This is a genomic window from Actinosynnema pretiosum, from assembly GCF_002354875.1.
Classification (GTDB): domain Bacteria; phylum Actinomycetota; class Actinomycetes; order Mycobacteriales; family Pseudonocardiaceae; genus Actinosynnema; species Actinosynnema auranticum.
In genome coordinates this window covers 3558702-3575710 of record NZ_CP023445.1, presented here as the reverse complement: position 1 = coordinate 3575710, position 17009 = coordinate 3558702, and the positions used below count along the sequence as shown (strand labels likewise).

The following is a 17009-nucleotide window of genomic DNA, read 5'->3' as shown; positions in this document are numbered from 1 at the left end:
CAGGACCACGGCCGCACCGCGCGCACGACGCCCCGACCGGCGTCGCGGAGCGGGGCGGCCACCATGCCCGCCACCACGTGGCGGGCCGGGCGGTGGTCACCGGAACCCCCAGGCCGGTGGCCACCGCCTCACCACTCGACGGGCAACCGCGCCAGACCGCGCACGAGCTTGCCCTCGTTCCACGGCGCCTGCTCGGCGGGCACCGCCAGCCGCAGTCCGGGCACCCGGTCCAGCAGGACCCCGAGCGCGACCTCCAGCTCCATCCTGGCCAGCTGGGCGCCCAGGCAGAAGTGCGGCCCGTGCCCGAACGCCAGGTGCGGGTTGCGCGGCCTGCCCAGGTCGAGCACGTCCGGATCGGCGAACACCCGCTCGTCCCGGTTGGCCGAGTCGAGGTCGACCAGGACCGCCTCGCCCGCGCGCACCACCACCCCGCCCAGCTCCACGTCCTCGGTGGCCACCCTGGTGAAGCCCGCGGTGGCCGCGATGGGCGTGTAGCGCAGCAGCTCGTCGACCGCGCCGGGCAGCCCGGACGGGTCCGCCCTGAGCCCGTCCAGCAGGTGCGGGCGGGTCAGCAGGTGGTAGGCGAAGTTCCCGATCTGGTTGGCGGTGGTCTCCAGGCCCGCCAGCAGCAGCGTGGCGCCGAACGCCACCAGCTCGGTCTCGGTCAGCTGGTCGCGCTCGTCCCTGGCCTGCACGAGGAACCCGAGCAGGTCGTCGGTCGGCCGCCGCCTGCGCTCGGCGACCAGGCCCGCGATGTAGCCCTTGAGCTCGCCGAGCGCCCGGCCGACCTCCTCCGGTGGCGTGGAGCTGGCGGCGACGACCCGGTCGGCCCAGCCGAAGAACTCGGCGCGGTCGCCGAACGGCACGCCCAGCAGCTCGCACATCAGCCTGCTCGGCAGCGGCCTTGCCAGGCCGCTCACCAGGTCTGCGGGCGGGCCGGCCTCCAGCAGCGCGTCGACGAGCCCCTCGGCCAACCGCGTGGCCCCTGGGCGGAGCAGTTCGACGCGGCGGGTCGTGAAGGCCCCCGACACCAGCCGCCGGAGCCTGCTGTGCTCGGGCGGGTCGATGTTCAGGATCGTCGGGTCCTGGGCGATGCGCGGGGTGGTGCGGGGCACGTCCGCGCCGAGCAGCGCCGACCGGCTGAAGCGGCGGTCGCCGAGCACGGTGCGGACCTCGGTGTGGCCGACCGCGAGCCAGCCCTCCCCGCCGAAGGGCAGGCGGACGCGGCTGACGGGCCGCTCGGCGCGCAGGCGGGTGGTCTCCGGGTCGACCTCCAGCCCCGTGGTGGGGCCGAAGGGGTAGGGGCGCGCGCTCACCGCCCCGGCTCCCCGGCCGGGGCCCGGCCGCCGTCGGGGTCGGGGTGCCGGGCGAGCGCAGCCGCCGCGAAGCCCCGGATCAGGTTGACCGGCGCGTAGAGGTCCTTGCCGGTCCAGAGCGCGGGGTGCGGTCCACCGGCTCCCCGGTCGAGCAGGAACGCCCGTCCCTCGGCGACGGCGCGCACCTGCTCAGCGCCGCGGGGCGCGCGAGGCAGGGCGAGCAGCGCGAGGGCGGTCTCCTCGACCGTGCCGCCCCACACGCCCCAGGAGCCGTCGGGGCGCTGGGTGCTCAGGAGCAGGCGGAGGGCAGCGGCGCGGGCCTCGGCGACGTCGGCGTCGCGGGTCCGGGAGGTGGCCGCCCGTCCGGGTTCGGCGAGGGCCTGGAGGCACGCCTGGGTGGCGTACAGCGGCGACTGGTGCCAGCGGTCGGTCCAGTGGCCGTCGGCGTTCTGCTCGGCCAGCAGCCAGTCGGTGATCCGGTCGGCGGCGTCGGCGCAGCGCGCGGCGTCCGGCGGGTTCTGCGCGAGTCGGCGGCGCAGGGCCCGCAGAATCCGCGCGTTGGTGATCACCGACGGCGCGCCGACGGGCACCGTGGTGAGGAAGTGGGTGCCCCGGTCGTACTCCCACAGGCTGTCCGGCGCGGGAGTGCTCCCCGTGGCGTCGGACTCGGCGAGCAGCAGGATGGCGGCGGTCTCCGAGTCGTGGGCGAACCCCGGCGCTGCGGGCGCGCCGCGCTCACCGACGTCCAGGGGCAGCCCGGTGAGGAGCGGGGCGGCCTCAGCCGGGTCGACCCCGGAGTCGATCAGCGCGGAGTGCAGCAGGCCGCGCTCGAACCAGGTCATCGACGTCAGTCCCGGCACCGGACCGCCCAGCCCGGCCTGGGTGCGTTCGAGGAAGCGCACCGACTCGGCGCGCTCCTGCCCCGGTGGCTCGGGGCCGAGCCACGCGGCGGTCGCCGCCGCCGAGCAGCCGACGACGCCGTCCACCGGCCGCACGTGCGGCGAGCCGACCGCGCGGGGTCCGACGATCTCCAGGTAGAAGGCGGAGACCGGGTTGCGCCAGCCGTCGTCGCGCAGCGCGACCAGCGCGTCCGGGGAGAGGCCGTCGGGCAGGCGCAGCCGGTCGTGGCCGAGGCGGGCGTTCACGTCGAGCACCAGCGCCGGGACGATCATGCCGGGGATGAGGGTCGCGGGCAGCCCGGTTCCCGGCACGTCGGCCAGCAACCGCTCGGCCGCGGCCAGACCCCGGTCGACGGCGCCCCGGTCGGCTTCTGCGGCCAGGAGCGCCTCGACGGCGCTGAGCGTGGGCACGAGCGCGAACGGTCCTGGACCGGCCCAGGTCCCGTCCGGCGCCTGGTCGCGCAGGAGGAAGTCCACCCGCTCGGCGTGCCCCACGAGCCACGGCGCCAGTGCCACCAGGCGGGCGGTCTCGTACACCGAGGCGGGCAGCCCGCCGGTGGGGTCGGAGACCAGGTCTGCGACAGCCCGCGCGACGGCGCCCCCGGACAGGCGGGGCCCGGTGGCCCGCGTGGCGGTCATGCGGGCAGCTCCAGCTCCGCGACGGTGACGCGGTCGACGAGCATGGTCGTCGGGAACGCGGCCGGGTCGGGGTCGCCGGGCAGGACCGGGCCTCCGGGGCTGCCGATCACCACGAGCAGGCCGAAGAACACCTCCTGGTTGAACAGCCAGCCCTTCTCGGTGGTGTCCTCGGGGGTGAGCCGCAGGTACTCGCGGCCGTCCAGGTACCAGGTGAGGGAGTCGGGTCCCCGCGTCCAGACCACCGAGTAGGTGTGGAAGTCGTCGCTGAGCGGGCTGCCGTCCGGGGTGCGGGTGGCGGCGCCCATGCCCAGCGAGGGCAGCTGGTGGCACTCGGGCGAGTGCACGACGCCGTAGACCTCGGAGGGCTCGGAGTTGACCACCTCGAAGACGTCCAGCTCGCCGGACAGGTACCAGCCCTGGAGCGGTTCGGTGTCGCCGAGGTGGCGCATCCCCTTGGCCCAGGCGAACATCGCGCAGTCCAGGCCGAGACCGGGAGCGGTCCGCACCACGGCTTCGACCTTGAGCGCGCCGCCGGGGCGCGGGACGAAGTCCTCGCGGGCGGTCTCGATCCACGCCGAGACGTACCCCTCGTCCTCGGTGTGGGTGGCGGTCATCCGCAGCCTGCCCTGTCCGTCCAGGCTCAGGTGGTCGGTGTCGTCGGCGTAGCTCTCCAGGCCGGAGGCCCAGGGCTTGCCGGTGACGACCTTCCAGCGGTCGTGGTCCAGCGGGGCGCCGGGCGGTCCGGCGAAGTCGTCCTGCCACAGGGTGCGCCAGTGCGGCGAGGTGGGCAGCGCGCCGGGCTGGTCGAGGGTGTCCATGGTCCGGTTCCTCCTCAGCGGGTGGTCAGCTCGACGCGCAGGTGGCGCATGAGCTCGATCGGGGTGGCGTGGTCGAAGACCAGCGTCGGGGGCAGTTCCAGCCCGGTGGCCGCGCCCAGCCGGGTGCTCAGCTCGACCGCGCTCAGCGAGGCGAAGCCGAGGTCGAGCAGGTCGGCCTCGGGGCCCACCTGGTCCGGTGAGTCGTGCCCGAGCACGGCGGCGATGGTGGCGCGCAGCAGTTCCAGCACCTCGCGGTCGCCCTCGTCGGGGTCGAGCGCGTCGAGCCGCTGCCTGAGGTCGGTGCGCTCGACCGCGTCGGGGACCTCGGGCGGGGTGGGGCTCAGGGCGGCCTCGAGCTTGGGGAGGACGGCCTGCCACGGTTCGTCGGGAGCGAGGCCGAGCCGTTCGGCCAGCGCGGGCAGGTCGGTGGTGGGCGGGGTGGCGTCGAGCCAGAAGCGCTTGCGCTGGAACGGGTAGGTGGGCAGGTCGACCCGCCGGGCGGGGACGCCCGCGAGGACCTGGGGCCAGTCGACGGCGACGCCCCGCGCGTGCAGCGCGCCGAGCCCGGTGAGCAGGGTCGCCACCTCGGGGCGGTCGGCCCTGAGCAGCGCGGTGGCCCCTCGGGTGGCCGCGCAGAGCGCACCGTCCGGTCCGACCTCGGCGAAGGCGGTGGCCCCGCTGGCGCGCGCGGCGGCCACCGCATCGGCGAAGCGCACCGCTTCGCGGACGTGCCGCACCCAGTGTTCGGGGGTGCGGACCCGCTCGTCGTCGACCACGCCGGTGAGCGCGGACGCGAGGGGCGTGGTCGGGGCCAGGAAGTCCACGCCGTCGAGGACCTCGCGGAACTCGGTCAGCACCGGTTCCACCAGGGGTGAGTGGAAGGCGTGGCTGACGCGCAGCCGCGTGGTCCTGCGGCCCCGCTCGCGCAGGACGGCCGCGATCCGGTCGACCTCGGCGCGCGCTCCCGAGACGACGAGCGCGGACGGCCCGTTGACGGCGGCGATGCCGACCTCGGCGGTGAGCAGCGGGGTGACCTCGTCCTCCGCGGCCTCCACCGCCGCCATCGCCCCACCTGAAGGCAGCGACTGCATCAACCTGCCCCGAGCAGCCACCACCCGACAGGCGTCCCCCAACGACCACAACCCCGCCACGTGCGCCGCCGCCAACTCACCGATCGAGTGCCCGAGCAGCACGTCCGGACGCACCCCGAAGGACTCCAGCAACCGGAACAGCGCCACCTCGAACGCGAACAGGGCGGGCTGCGCGTGCTCGGTCCGGTCGAGCGGGCCTGGGTCGCCCCACACGAGGTCGCGCAGCGGGCCGAAGCGGGCGCAGACCTCGTCGAAGGCCTCGGCGAACACCGGGAACCGGGCCGCCAACCCCCGACCCATCCCCACCCGCTGCGAACCCTGACCCGAGAACAGGAGACCCAGGCCGCCCGGCTGCGGTGAGCCGGTGCGCACGTGGGCAGCGGGCACGCCTGCGGCCACCGCCTCCAGCCCGCGCGCCAGCTCGGCCCGGTCGGTGGCGACGATCACGGCCCGGTGCGGGAAGGTGGCGCGGGTCGTCGCCGAGGACAGGGCGAGGTCGGCCGGGTCCCGGTCGGCGACGCGCAGGTGGCGCGCGGCCTGCTCCCGCAGCGCCCGCTCGGTCCTCGCCGACAGCAGGACCGGTGCGGGCCCGCCCGCTCCGGGCTCCCGCTCCGGGCCGGGGTCGTGGTCCTCCGCCGGTTCCTCCAGGACGACGTGCGCGTTGGTGCCGCTGATCCCGAACGAGGAGACGGCGGCGCGGCGCGGCCGTTCACCGCGCGGCCACGGGCGCGCCTCGGTGAGCAGGGCCACCTGGCCCGCGGTCCAGTCGACGTGCGAGGACGGCTCGTCCACGTGCAGGGTCGCGGGGAGCAGCCCGTGCCGCATGGCCTGCACGACCTTGATGACGCCCGCGATGCCCGCGGCGGCCTGGGTGTGGCCGAGGTTGGACTTGACCGAGCCCAGCCACAGCGGCCGGTCGCGGTCGCGGCCGTAGGTGGCGAGGATCGCCTGTGCCTCGATCGGGTCGCCGAGCGCGGTGCCGGTGCCGTGGGCCTCGACCGCGTCCACGTCGCGGGGCTCCAGACCCGCGGTGGCCAGCGCCTGGCGGATGACGCGCTGCTGCGCGGGACCGTTGGGTGCGGTGAGACCGTTGGAGGCCCCGTCCGAGTTGACCGCCGACCCGCGCAGGACGGCGAGCACGGGGTGGCCGAGCCTCCTGGCGTCGGAGAGCCGCTCGACCAGGACGGCGCCCGCGCCCTCGCCCCAGGCGGTGCCGTCGGCGGCGTCGGCGAAGGACTTGCAGCGGCCGTCCGGGGCCAGGCCGCGCTGGCGGCTGAAGTCGACGAACGCGCCGGGGGTGGCCATGACGGTGACGCCGGCGGCGATGGCGGAGGCGCACTCGCCCCGCCGCACCGCCTGGGCGGCCAGGTGCAGCGCCACCAGCGACGACGAGCAGGCCGTGTCGACGGTGAGCGCGGGGCCTTCGAGGCCGAGCGCGTAGGCGATCCTCCCCGAGGCGACGCTGCCCGCGTTGCCGCTGCCCAGGAAGCCCTCCAGGTCCTCGGGGACGGCGTGGAGCCGTGCGGCGTAGTCGTGGTGCATCAGGCCGGTGAACACGCCGGTGCGGGTGCCGCGCGCCGACCTGGGGTCGATGCCCGCGCGTTCGAGCAGCTCCCAGGTGATCTCGAGCAGGAGTCGTTGCTGGGGGTCCATCGCCAGCGCCTCGCGCGGCGAGATGCCGAAGAACTCCGCGTCGAACTCGGCCGCGTCGTGCAGGAAACCGCCCTCCCGCACGTAAGAGGTGCCCCGGTGGTCGGGATCGGGGTGGTGCAACGACTCCAGGTCCCACCCCCGGTCCGAGGGGAAGGGCGTGATGGCGTCCCGGCCGTCCGCGACGAGGTCCCAGAGGCCCTCGGGGGTGGTGACTCCGCCGGGGTAGCGGCAGCTCATGGCGACGACGGCGATCGGGTCGTCGGCGTCGGTGACCGAGGGCCGCGCTCGCGACGACCGCTCGCCGGCGCCGTCGTCGGCCCGCCCGCGCAGGTGCTCGGCCAGCGCGGCCGGGCTGGGGTGGTCGAAGACCAGGGTGGCGGGCAGTCGCGCCCCGAGCGCGGTGTTGAGCTGGTTGCGCAGCTCGATCGCGGTCAGCGAGTCGAAGCCGAGCTCCTTGAAGGGGCGGTGCGGGTCGATCGCGGCGGGGTCGGCGTGGCCGAGGACGGCGGCGACCTCGGTGAGGACCAGGCTCAGCGGGTCGGCCGGTGCGACCGGTCGCGGCGCGGCGGTCCCGGTGCGGCGCGGCTGCGGCACGCGGACCAGGTCGCGCAGCAGCGGGTGCGGAGCCGCGCCGCGCCGGGCCGCGCGGTCGAGCGCGGCGAGGTCGAGCGCGATCGGGACGAGCGCGGGGTGGTCGGCGTCGAGGGCGAGGTCGAGCAGCGCCAGGCCCTGCTCGGCGGTGAGGGCGTCCGCGCCGCCCCCGGTGATCCTGGCCAGGTCGGTCGCACCGAGGCCGCCCGCCATGCCGCCGTGCTCCCACAGCCCCCAGGCGAGCGCGGTGGCCCGCCTGCCCTGGGCTCGGCAGGTGTGGGCGAGCGCGTCGAGGAAGGCGTTGGCCGCGGCGTAGTTGGCCTGGCCCGCACCGCCGAGGACGCCCGAGGCGGAGGAGAACAGCACGAGCTCGGCGCGCTCGTCGGTCAGCTCGCGCAGGTTGAGGGCGCCGTCGACCTTGGCGCGCAGGACCCGGTCGAGCCGGTCGGGGGTGAGGGCGGTGACCACGCCGTCGTCGAGGACCCCGGCGGCGTGCACGACCAGGTCGACCGGGCCCGCCTCGGCGAGCGCGGCGGCCAGCGCGGTGCGGTCGGCCACGTCGCAGGGGAGGACGCGCACGCGGGCGCCGTCGACGCTGGTCGGCGCGCCGGTGCGGCTGAGCAGCACGAGGTCCTGGACGCCGTGCCGGGCGACCAGGTGCCTGGCCACGAGCAGGCCGAGTCCGCCGGTGCCCCCGGTGATCAGCGCGGTGCGGGCGGGGTCGCGCGGGCGCCGGGACGGTTCCGCGTCCCCCGGTCGGACCAGCACGGGCGCCAAGACGACGCCGTCCCTGACCGCCACCTGGGGTTCGGCCGTGTCGGGCGGGGTCGAGCCCTCGTCCAGGTCGACGAGCTGGAAGCGGCCGGGGTGCTCGGTCTGCGCGGAGCGGACCAGGCCCCACACGGCGGCGTTGGTGAGGTCGGGTTCCTCGTCGGGGCCTGCGGCGACCGCCCGGCGGGTGACGAGGACGAGGCGCTCGGGCCGGTCCTCGGCCAGCCAGTCCCGCACGAGCCGCAGCGCACGCCCGGTGGCGGCGCGCACCTCCTGCGCGCTGCCGCCGCCGGGTGGGAGCTCCTCGACGACGACACCGGTCCGGTCGACGCCCTGGCCGCCGTCCGAGGCGGCCACCGGGTCGATCGGCCGCCAGCGGACGGCGAGCAGCGAGCCGTGCTCGGTGGGCAGCGGGCGGGCCACGAGGGAGTCGATGGTGAGCACGGGGCGCGCCCGGTCGTCGGTGGCCGTGATCGCGACGCCGCCCGCGTCCGACGGGACGACCCGGACGCGGAGCGCGGTGGCGCCCGCGCTGTGGGCGGACACGCCGCGCCAGGCGAACGGCAGGCCGCCGCCAGCGCGCTCGGCGAGGGCGGCCGGGTGCAGCGCCGCGTCGAACAGCGCCGGGTGCAGGGCGTGGCCCTCACCGTCGCCGTGGGGCAGCACGACCTCGGCGAAGACCTCGTCACCCCTGGTCCACGCCGCCCGCACGCCCCGGAACAGCGGGCCGTGGTCGATGCCGTGCTCGGCGAACCGCTCGTAGAGGCCGGCGAGGTCGGCGGGTTCGGCCCCCTGCGGCGGCCAGGTGGGGTCGGTGGGCTCCGGTGGCTGCTCCTCGGTGAGCGAGCCGGTGGCGTGCCGGGTCCACGGTCCGCCGTCCTGGCGGGCGTGCAGCGCCACCGCGCGCCTGCCGTCCCGGTCCGGTTCCGCCGCGGTGAGCTGGAGCTCCACCACGCCCTCCTCAGGCACGGCCAGCGGGGTCTCGAGGACGAGGTCGTGGACGCGGGGTGTGGTGGTGCGGGCCGCGGCTTGCAGGACGAGGTCGACGAGCGCCGCGCCGGGGGCGATCACCCTGCCGCGCAGGGCGTGCTCGCGCAGCCAGGGCTGGTCCGCCAGGCCGAGCGCGCCGGTGAACACGTGGCTGTCGCGGTCGGCGACGGCGATCGCCCCGGTGAGGGTGGACCGCGCGGCGGTGTCGCGCAACCAGTACCGCTGCCGCTGGAACGGGTAGGTGGGCAGGTCCACCCGCCGGGCTCCGGGGAAGAGCGGGCGCCAGTCGACCGGGACGCCGTGCGCGTGCAGGCGGGCCAGCGCGGTGAGCAGGGTGTGGTCCTCGGGGCGGTCCGCGCGCGACGCGGGGACGGCGAGGGCGGAGCGGGCGGTCCGCCCGGCCGAGGCGGTGAGCGCGCCGTCCGGGCCGATCTCCAGGAAGGCGGTGACGCCCTCGGCCTCGGCGGTGGTGACGGCGTCGGCGAACCGGACGGTGTCGCGGGCGTGCCTCACCCAGTGGTCGGGGGTCCGCAGCTCCTCGCCCGCGAGCAGGCCGGTCCGGTCGGAGACGACCTGGCGTCCGGGGGTGTGGAAGCGGACCCCGGCCAGCACCTCGCCGAACTCGGCCAGCACCGGCTCCAGCAGGTGCGAGTGGAACGCGTGGCTCACCCGCAGCGACTTGGTGCGCCTGCCCCTGGCGGTCAGGGCGGCCACGACCCGGTCCACCCCGGCCTGCTCGCCGGAGACCACGACCGAGGTGGGCCCGTTGACGGCGGCGATGCCGACCTCGGCGGTGAGCAGCGGGGTGACCTCGTCCTCCGCGGCCTCGACCGCCGCCATCGCCCCACCGGAGGGCAGCGACTGCATCAACCTGCCCCGAGCAGCCACCACCCGACAGGCGTCCCCCAACGACCACAACCCCGCCACGTGGGCGGCGGTCAGCCCTCCGATGGAGTGGCCGAGCAGGACGTCGGGGCGCACGCCCCAGGAGTCGAGCAGCCGGACCAGCGCGACCTGGAACGCGAACAGGGCGGGCTGCGCGAACTCCGTGCGGTGCAGGCGGTCCGAGTCCCAGGCGACGTCCCGGAGGCCGCCGAAGTGCCCGCACACCTCGTCGAACGCCTCGGCGAACACCGGGAACCGGGCCGCCAACCCCCGACCCATCCCCACCCGCTGCGAACCCTGACCCGAGAACAGGAAACCGAGCCTGGCGTCCGGGTTCGCCACGGCCGCGGAGCCGCCGTCCGCGACGGTGTCGAGCCCGCGCGCCAGCTCGTCCCGGTCGCGGGCGGTGAGCACCGCGCGGTGCTCCAGGACGGCCCGCGTGGTGGCGAGCGAGAAGGCCAGGTCTGCGAGCGGAGCGCCGGGGGCCGCGGAGCGCAGCAGCCGGGCCTGGGCCCGCAGCGCGTCGGCGCTGCGGGCCGACAGCACGACGGGCAGCGGAACGGGTTCAGCCGTGGGGGTCCGGGCGTCCTGCTCCGCGATGTCGGCTTCGGGGGCGGCTTCGAGGATGACGTGGGCGTTGGTTCCGCTGACCCCGAACGACGAGACCCCCGCACGACGCGGAGCACCCGTCTCCGGCCACGACCGCCCCTCGGTCAACAGCTCAACCTTGCCCGCAGACCAGTCCACCCGCGAGGACGGCGCGTCGACGTGCAACGTCCTGGGCAAAAAACCCCGCCGCAACGCCAACACCATCTTGATCACACCAGCCACACCCGCAGCAGCCTGCGCATGACCAAGATTCGACTTCACCGACCCCAACAACAACGGCCGAACACGACCCACCCCATACGTCGCCAACAACGCCTGCGCCTCAATCGGATCACCCAACCTGGTCCCCGTCCCGTGCGCCTCCACCACGTCGACCTGATCGGCGGTGAGCCGCGCGCTTGCCAGGGCCTGCCGGATCATGCGCTGCTGCGCGGGCCCGCTGGGAGCGGTGAGCCCGTTGGAGGCACCGTCCGAGTTGACCGCCGACCCGCGCACCACCGCCAGCACCGGGTGCCCGTTGCGCCGCGCGTCCGACAACCGCTCCAGCAGCAGCACACCGGCTCCCTCGGACAGCCCGGTGCCGTCCGCCGCGTCGGCGAACGCCTTGCACCGCCCGTCCGGGGCGAGCGCCCCCTGCCTGCCGAACTCGGCGAACGTGCCGGGGGTCGCCATGACCGTCACACCGGCGGCCAGTGCCAGGGAGCACTCGCCCCCGCGCAGCGACCGCGCCGCCAGGTGCAGCGCGACCAGCGACGACGAGCACGCGGTGTCCACGGTCAGCGTCGGCCCCTCGAAGCCGAACGCGTAGGAGACGCGGCCGGAGGCCACGCTGCCCGCGCTGCCGTTGCCCAGGTAGCCGAGCACGCCGCTGGGCACCGCGCGCAGCCGGGAGCCGTACTCGTTGTTCATGACGCCCGCGAACACGCCGGTGCTGCTGCCGCGCAGCGCGCGCGGGTCGATGCCTGCGCGTTCGAGCACCTCCCAGGTGATCTCCAGCAGCAGCCGCTGCTGCGGGTCCATCGCCAACGCCTCGCGCGGCGAGATCTCGAAGAAGGCGGGGTCGAAGTCCGCGGCGCCGTCGAGGAACCCGCCCCGACGCGCGCCGCCCGCCTCACCCGCGCCCCAGCCCCGGTCGGCGGGCAGGTCGGCGAGGACGTCGGCCTCGTCGACCAGCAGGTCCCAGAGCTGCTCCGGGGAGCGGACCCCGCCGGGGAAGCGGCAGCTCATGGCGACGATGGCGACGGGCTCCTCGGCGGCGGCCACGAGTTCCCGGTTGTGCCGCCTGAGGCGCTCGGCCTCCTTGAGGGAGGCGCGCAGCGCGGTGACGATTTTGTCCTGCGGTGCGGTCACGACTCCACCCCGGTCTCCAGTGCCAGGTCGACCAGCGCGGCGACGTCCAACTCGTCGATCCCCGCGTCCTCGGCGGGCTCGGGCGCCCCGGACCGCCCCGCGATGCCGAGGAGGGCGTCGAGCAGACCGGCCTCGCGGAGCCGGGACACCGGCAGCTCGGCGAGCACGCGGCGGATCTCCGCCTCGCCACCGGCATCGGGGAGTGCGGCGTCGGCCGGGAGAAGCCGGTCGCGCAGCGCCCCGGCGAGCGCGGCGGGGGTCGGGTGGTCGAAGACGAGGGTCGCGGGCAGCCGCAGCCCGGTGGCGGCGCCGAGCCGGTTGCGCAGCTCCACCGCCGTGAGCGACTCGAACCCGAGGTCCTTGAACGGGCGGTGCGCCCCGACCTCCTGCGGCGAGGCGTGGCCGAGCACGGTGGCGGCGTGGCCGCGCACCAGGTCGACGAGCGCCCGCTCCCGGTCGGCCTCGGGCAGCGCGGCGAGTCGGCGCGCGAGCCCGTGGTCGGTGGCGGCGGTGGCGGTGGCTCGGCGCACAGGTCCCCTGACGAGGTCGCGCAGCAGTGGCGGGACGCTGTCCGGACGAGCGCGCAGCTTGGCCGTGTCGAACGCGGCGGGCACCAGCACCGGGTGCGGTGAGCGCAGGGCGGCGTCGAACAGGCCGAGCCCGTCCCGCGAGCTGAGCGGGACCATGCCGCCCCTGGTCATGCGGGCGACGTCGGCGTCGCCGAGGTGGCCGGTCATCGCGCTGCGCCGCTCCCACAGCGCCCACGCCAGCGAGACGGCGGGCAGGCCGCGGGCGCGCCGGTGCTGGGCGAAGGCGTCCAGGAACGCGTTGGCCGCGGCGTAGTTGGCCTGGCCCGCGCTGCCGAAGGTGCCCGCGGCCGAGGAGAACAGCACGAACGCCGTCAGGTCCGCGCTCCCGGTCAGCTCGTGCAGGTTGACCACGGCGTCGACCTTGGGCGTGAACACCCGGTCGAGCCGCTCCGGGTCCTGGGCGGTGAGGACCCCGTCGTCGAGGACGCCCGCGACGTGCACGACGGCGGTCGGCGGGGTCGGCAACCCGGCCAGGGTGCGGGCGAGGTCGGCCCGGTCCCCCGCGTCGCAGGCGAGGACCCGGACGGACGCGGTGAGCCGGTCCAGCTCGTCCACCCACTCCGCGACGCCCTCGGCGTCCGCACCGCGCCTGCTGAGCAGCACGAGGTCCCGCGCGCCGTGCGCCTCGACGAGGTGCCGGGTGACCAGCCTGCCGAGCGTGCCGCTCGCCCCGGTGACGAGCACGGTGCCGGTGAGGTCGACGGGCGCGGACGCGTCCTGCGCGGCGGCGCGGGCCAGGCGCGGGCGGTGCGGGAGCCCGGCGCGCAGGGCCAGCTGAGGTTCGCCGGTGGCCAGTGCGGCCGGGAGCGCCGCCGCGCTGTCGGGGTGGTCGTCCAGGTCGAGCAGGACGAACCGGTCGGGGTGCTCGGTCTGGGCCGTCCTGACCAGGCCCCACACCGCCGAGGCCGCGAGGTCCTGCTCCGGGTCGCCGGAGCCGGTGCGCACCGCGCCGCGCGTGCACACGACCAGGGTGCTCTCGACGAGCCGGTCGTCGGCGAGCCAGCTCTGGAGCAGCTCGAGGGCGCGGGCGGTGACCGCCCTGGTGGCGGAGGCGAGGTCGGTGGCGCCACCAGCGAAGGTGGCGAGCGCGAATCCCGGTGGGGCGGCTGCGGGATCGGTGGGCAGGGCTGGGCCGGTGAGCCGGGTGGCGAGGCGCAGTTCGTCGTGCGGGACGGCCACCACCGGCGCACCGCCGCCGCCGTTGTCACCGGGAACGGGCGCCCAGCGCACGTGGAACAGCGAGTCGTGGGCGGGGCGCACCTGCTCCTCGGTGACCGGGCGGACGGTCAGCGACTCGGCGGTGGCCACCGGGGCGCCCGTCTCGTCGGTCAGCGCGACCCGGTAGGTGTCCGGCCCGGTGGCGAGGACCCGGACCCGCACCGAGGTGGCCCCGGTGGCGTGCAGCGTCACGCCCTGCCAGGAGAACGGCAGGTGCGCGTCGTCCCGTCGGGCCCCGGTGAGGGCGACCGCGTGGGTGGCCGCGTCGAGGAGCGCCGGGTGCAGGCCGTAGCGGTCGGCGCCTCCCGTCAACTCCTCGGGCAGGCGGACCTCGGCGAACACCTCGTCACCCCTGCGCCAGGCGGCGCGCAGCCCCTGGAACGCGGGCCCGTGTCCGTAGCCCCGTTCAGTGAACCCGGTGTAGAAGTCGTCCACGGGAACGGGGTCGGCTCCGCGCGGCGGCCACTCGGCGTCGGCGACGGTCTCGGGTGCGCCGGGGTTCGCCGCGAGGACACCGGTGGCGTTGCGGGTCCACTCGGCCGCGTCTCCCTTCCTGGAGTGGAGGTGGAAGGTCCGGGCACCGGTCTCGTCCTCCGGGTCGACGGCGAGCTGGAGCTGCGCCGCACCCCGTTCGGGCAGCACCAGCGGGGCCTCTAGGGCAAGCTCCTCGATCCGACCGCACCCCGTGGTGTCGGCGGCGTGGACGGCCAGTTCGAGGAAGGCGGTCCCCGGTAGCAGCACCGTCCCGAAGACCGAGTGGTCGGCGAGCCAGGGGTGCTCGCGCAGCGAGATCCGGCCAGTCAGCAGCGCACCGCCGCCGGGCATCTCGACGGCCGCGCCGAGGAGGGGGTGGCCTGCGGGGCGCAGCCCGGCGGACTCGACATCGGCGCCCGCGCGCTCGCCGACGGGGAGCCGGTGGCGCTGGCGCTGGAAGGGGTAGGTGGGCAGGTCGACGCGGTGCGCGTCGGGGAACGCCGGGGACCAGTCGACCTCAACGCCGTTGACGTGGGCTTCCGCGAGAGAGCTCAGGACGCGGTCCAGGCCGTCCTCATCGCGGCGCAGGGTGCCCACGACCAGGGCGTCCTCGGCGGTCTGCTGCACGCCCAGCGTGAGCACGGGGTGAGCGCTGACCTCCACGAACGCACCAAAGCCGCGTTCGGACAACGACCTGACAGCCCGCTCGAACTCCACGGTCTCCCGCAGGTTCCGGTACCAGTACGCCGCACCCAAACCCGAACCGTCGACCAGCTCACCGGTCACGGCGGACAGCAGCGGAACACGCCCCACCACAGGACTGATCGGACCGAGGGCGGCCAACAACTCCTCGCGGATCTCCTCCACGTGCGCCGAGTGCGAGGCGTAGTCCACCGGGATCCACTTGACCCGCAGACCATCCCGCTCCGCAGCGGCGAAGAACTCCTCAAGCCCTGCGGAACCACCGGACACCACCGTGGACTCCGGGCCGTTCACGGCGGCGACCGAGACACCCTCGACCAACCGCTCCCGCACCAGGTTCGCAGGCAGGGCAATGGAGACCATGCCACCACGACCGGCCAACGCCCTGATCGCCCTGCTCCGCAACGCCACAACCCGCGCACCATCGACCAACGACAACGCGCCACTCACACACGCGGCAGCGATCTCACCCTGCGAATGGCCGAGCACAGCAGCGGGACGGACACCATAGGACTCCCACACCGCAGCCAGGGACACCATCACCGCCCACAACACCGGCTGCACAACATCAACACGCTCCAAAGCCCCAGGATCACCCAAGACACCGAGGAGGTCCCAGTCCACAAAGGACCGCAAAGCCTCTGCGCACTCGTCCAACCGGGCCGCAAAAACCGGACAGGAATCCCGAAGCCCCAACCCCATCCCCACCCACTGCGAACCCTGACCGGGAAACACGAACACGACCTCTCCCCGGTCCACAGCCGCCCCCTGGATCAGCTCGGGTAGCTCTCCCCCCTCCGCGAGGGCGGTGAGTCCTCGTTCCGCCGCGTCGGGATCGGGCGCGACAAGGACGGCTCGCCGCTCGAAGGCGGAACGGGTCGTGGCGAGCGAGTGACCCACGTCGACCAGCCCGGTGCGAACCACGGGTGCGAGCTGGGCGGCGCAGGCGCGGAGCGCCTGCGGGGTCTTGGCGGAGAGCAGGAGCGGCACGACCTGCCGCACGGGCGTCGGCTCGACGGGCGCGTCCTCGACCTGTTCGAGGATGACGTGCACATTGGTGCCGCTGACCCCGAACGAGGACACCCCGGCGCGCCTGGGGCGCCCCACCTCGGGCCAGGGCCGCCCCTCGGTGAGCAGCTCGACCTTCCCCGCGGACCAGTCCACGTGCGGGGACGGCGCGTCGACGTGCAACGTCCTCGGCAGGAACCCGTGCCGCAACGCCAACACCACCTTGATCACGCCCGCGATGCCGGACGCGGTCTGGGTGTGGCCGGTGTTGGACTTGACGGACCCCAGCCACAGGGGGCGTTCGCGTCCCTGCCCGTAGGTCGCCAGCAGCGCCTGGGCTTCGATCGGGTCGCCCAGCGTGGTTCCGGTGCCGTGCGCCTCCACCGCGTCGACCTGGTCGGCGGAGAGCCGGGCGTCGGCCAGCGCCAGCCGGATGACGTCCTGCTGGGCGGTGCCGTTCGGCGCGGTCAACCCGTTCGACGCGCCGTCCTGGTTCACCGCCGAACCGCGCAGCACCGCCAGCACCGGGTGCCCGTTGCGCCGCGCGTCCGACAACCGCTCGACCAGCACGAGCCCGAGGCCCTCGGCCAGCCCCATCCCGTCAGCGGCGGCGGCGAACGCCTTGCACCGCCCGTCCACGGCGAGTCCCCGCTGGCGGCTGAACCCGGTGAAGGAGGCCGGGGTCGCCATGACGGCGACCCCGCCCGCCAGCGCGAGGTCGCACTCGCCCTCGCGCACCGAGCGGGCAGCCAGGTGCAGCGCGGTGAGCGACGAGGAGCAGGCCGTGTCGATGGTGACCGCGGGTCCGCGCAGGCCGAGCGCGTAGGAGATCCGGCCCGACACGACGCTGGTGTTGCTCGCCGTGACCAGGTAGCCCTCGTAGCTCTCGGGCGCGCGGTTGAGCAGCACGCCGTGGTCCTGGTAGTGGCAGCCGATGTAGACGCCGGTACGGCTGCCCGCGAGCGAGAGGGGGTCGATGCCCGCGCGTTCGACGGTCTCCCACGCGGTCTCCAGCAGCAGCCGCTGCTGCGGGTCTGTGGCGGCGGCCTCGCGCGGGGAGATCCCGAAGAACCCGGCGTCGAAGTGGTCGACCTCGGACAGGAAGCCGCCCTCGACCACGTAGGTGCGGCCCGGCGCGTCGGGGTCGGGGTCGTAGAGGGCGTCCTGGTCCCAACCGCGTTCGGCCGGGAACCCGGACACCAGGTCCGCTCCGGCTTCCAGCAGCTGCCACAACCGCTCGGGGGTGCGCACCCCGCCGGGGAAGCGGCACCCCATCGCGACCAGGGCGATCGGGTCGGGTTCCCGGTCCTCGACCTCGGCGAGCCTGCGGCGCGCCTGCCGCAGCTCGGTGGTGGCCCGCTTGAGGTACTCCCTGAGCTTCTGCTCCTCCGCCATGCGCGAACCC

Annotated in this window: 4 protein-coding genes and 1 pseudogene; all 5 read right to left on the bottom strand. The window is 75.5% G+C overall.

Annotated features, from left to right (window positions below):
• Positions 1 to 128: 128 nt before the first annotated feature.
• The 5 genes and pseudogenes from CNX65_RS15360 to CNX65_RS15340 all read right to left on the bottom strand — a co-directional run bounded on the left by CNX65_RS15360 (position 129) and on the right by CNX65_RS15340 (position 16999).
• A complete protein-coding gene (locus CNX65_RS15360; protein WP_096493706.1) occupies positions 129 to 1316 on the bottom strand; it encodes a cytochrome P450 in 1188 nt (395 codons plus the stop codon).
• Complete coding sequence (locus CNX65_RS15355) at positions 1313 to 2854, bottom strand: prenyltransferase/squalene oxidase repeat-containing protein (protein WP_096493704.1); 1542 nt, start codon at positions 2852 to 2854, stop codon at positions 1313 to 1315. The genes CNX65_RS15360 and CNX65_RS15355 overlap by 4 nt, the downstream gene beginning before the upstream one ends.
• Complete coding sequence (locus CNX65_RS15350; RefSeq protein ID WP_096493702.1) at positions 2851 to 3672, bottom strand: glycoside hydrolase family 16 protein; 822 nt, start codon at positions 3670 to 3672, stop codon at positions 2851 to 2853. Before CNX65_RS15350 ends, CNX65_RS15355 begins: the two co-directional genes overlap by 4 nt.
• Positions 3673 to 3686: 14 nt before the next feature.
• Positions 3687 to 11597: pseudogene (locus CNX65_RS37030) on the bottom strand (SDR family NAD(P)-dependent oxidoreductase); the annotation flags it as partial.
• Between the two features lie 11 nt (positions 11598 to 11608).
• Complete coding sequence (locus CNX65_RS15340) at positions 11609 to 16999, bottom strand: type I polyketide synthase (protein WP_096493698.1); 5391 nt, start codon at positions 16997 to 16999, stop codon at positions 11609 to 11611.
• Positions 17000 to 17009: the final 10 nt, after the last annotated feature.

Bases quoted from the DNA above. Each gene is read 5' to 3' on its own strand.
- CNX65_RS15340 (WP_096493698.1), bottom strand. From the start codon at position 16,999: ATGGCGGAGGAGCAGAAGCTCAGGGAGTACCTCAAGCGGGCCACCACC.
- CNX65_RS15350 (WP_096493702.1), bottom strand. From the start codon at position 3,672: ATGGACACCCTCGACCAGCCCGGCGCGCTGCCCACCTCGCCGCACTGG.
- CNX65_RS15355 (WP_096493704.1), bottom strand. From the start codon at position 2,854: ATGACCGCCACGCGGGCCACCGGGCCCCGCCTGTCCGGGGGCGCCGTC.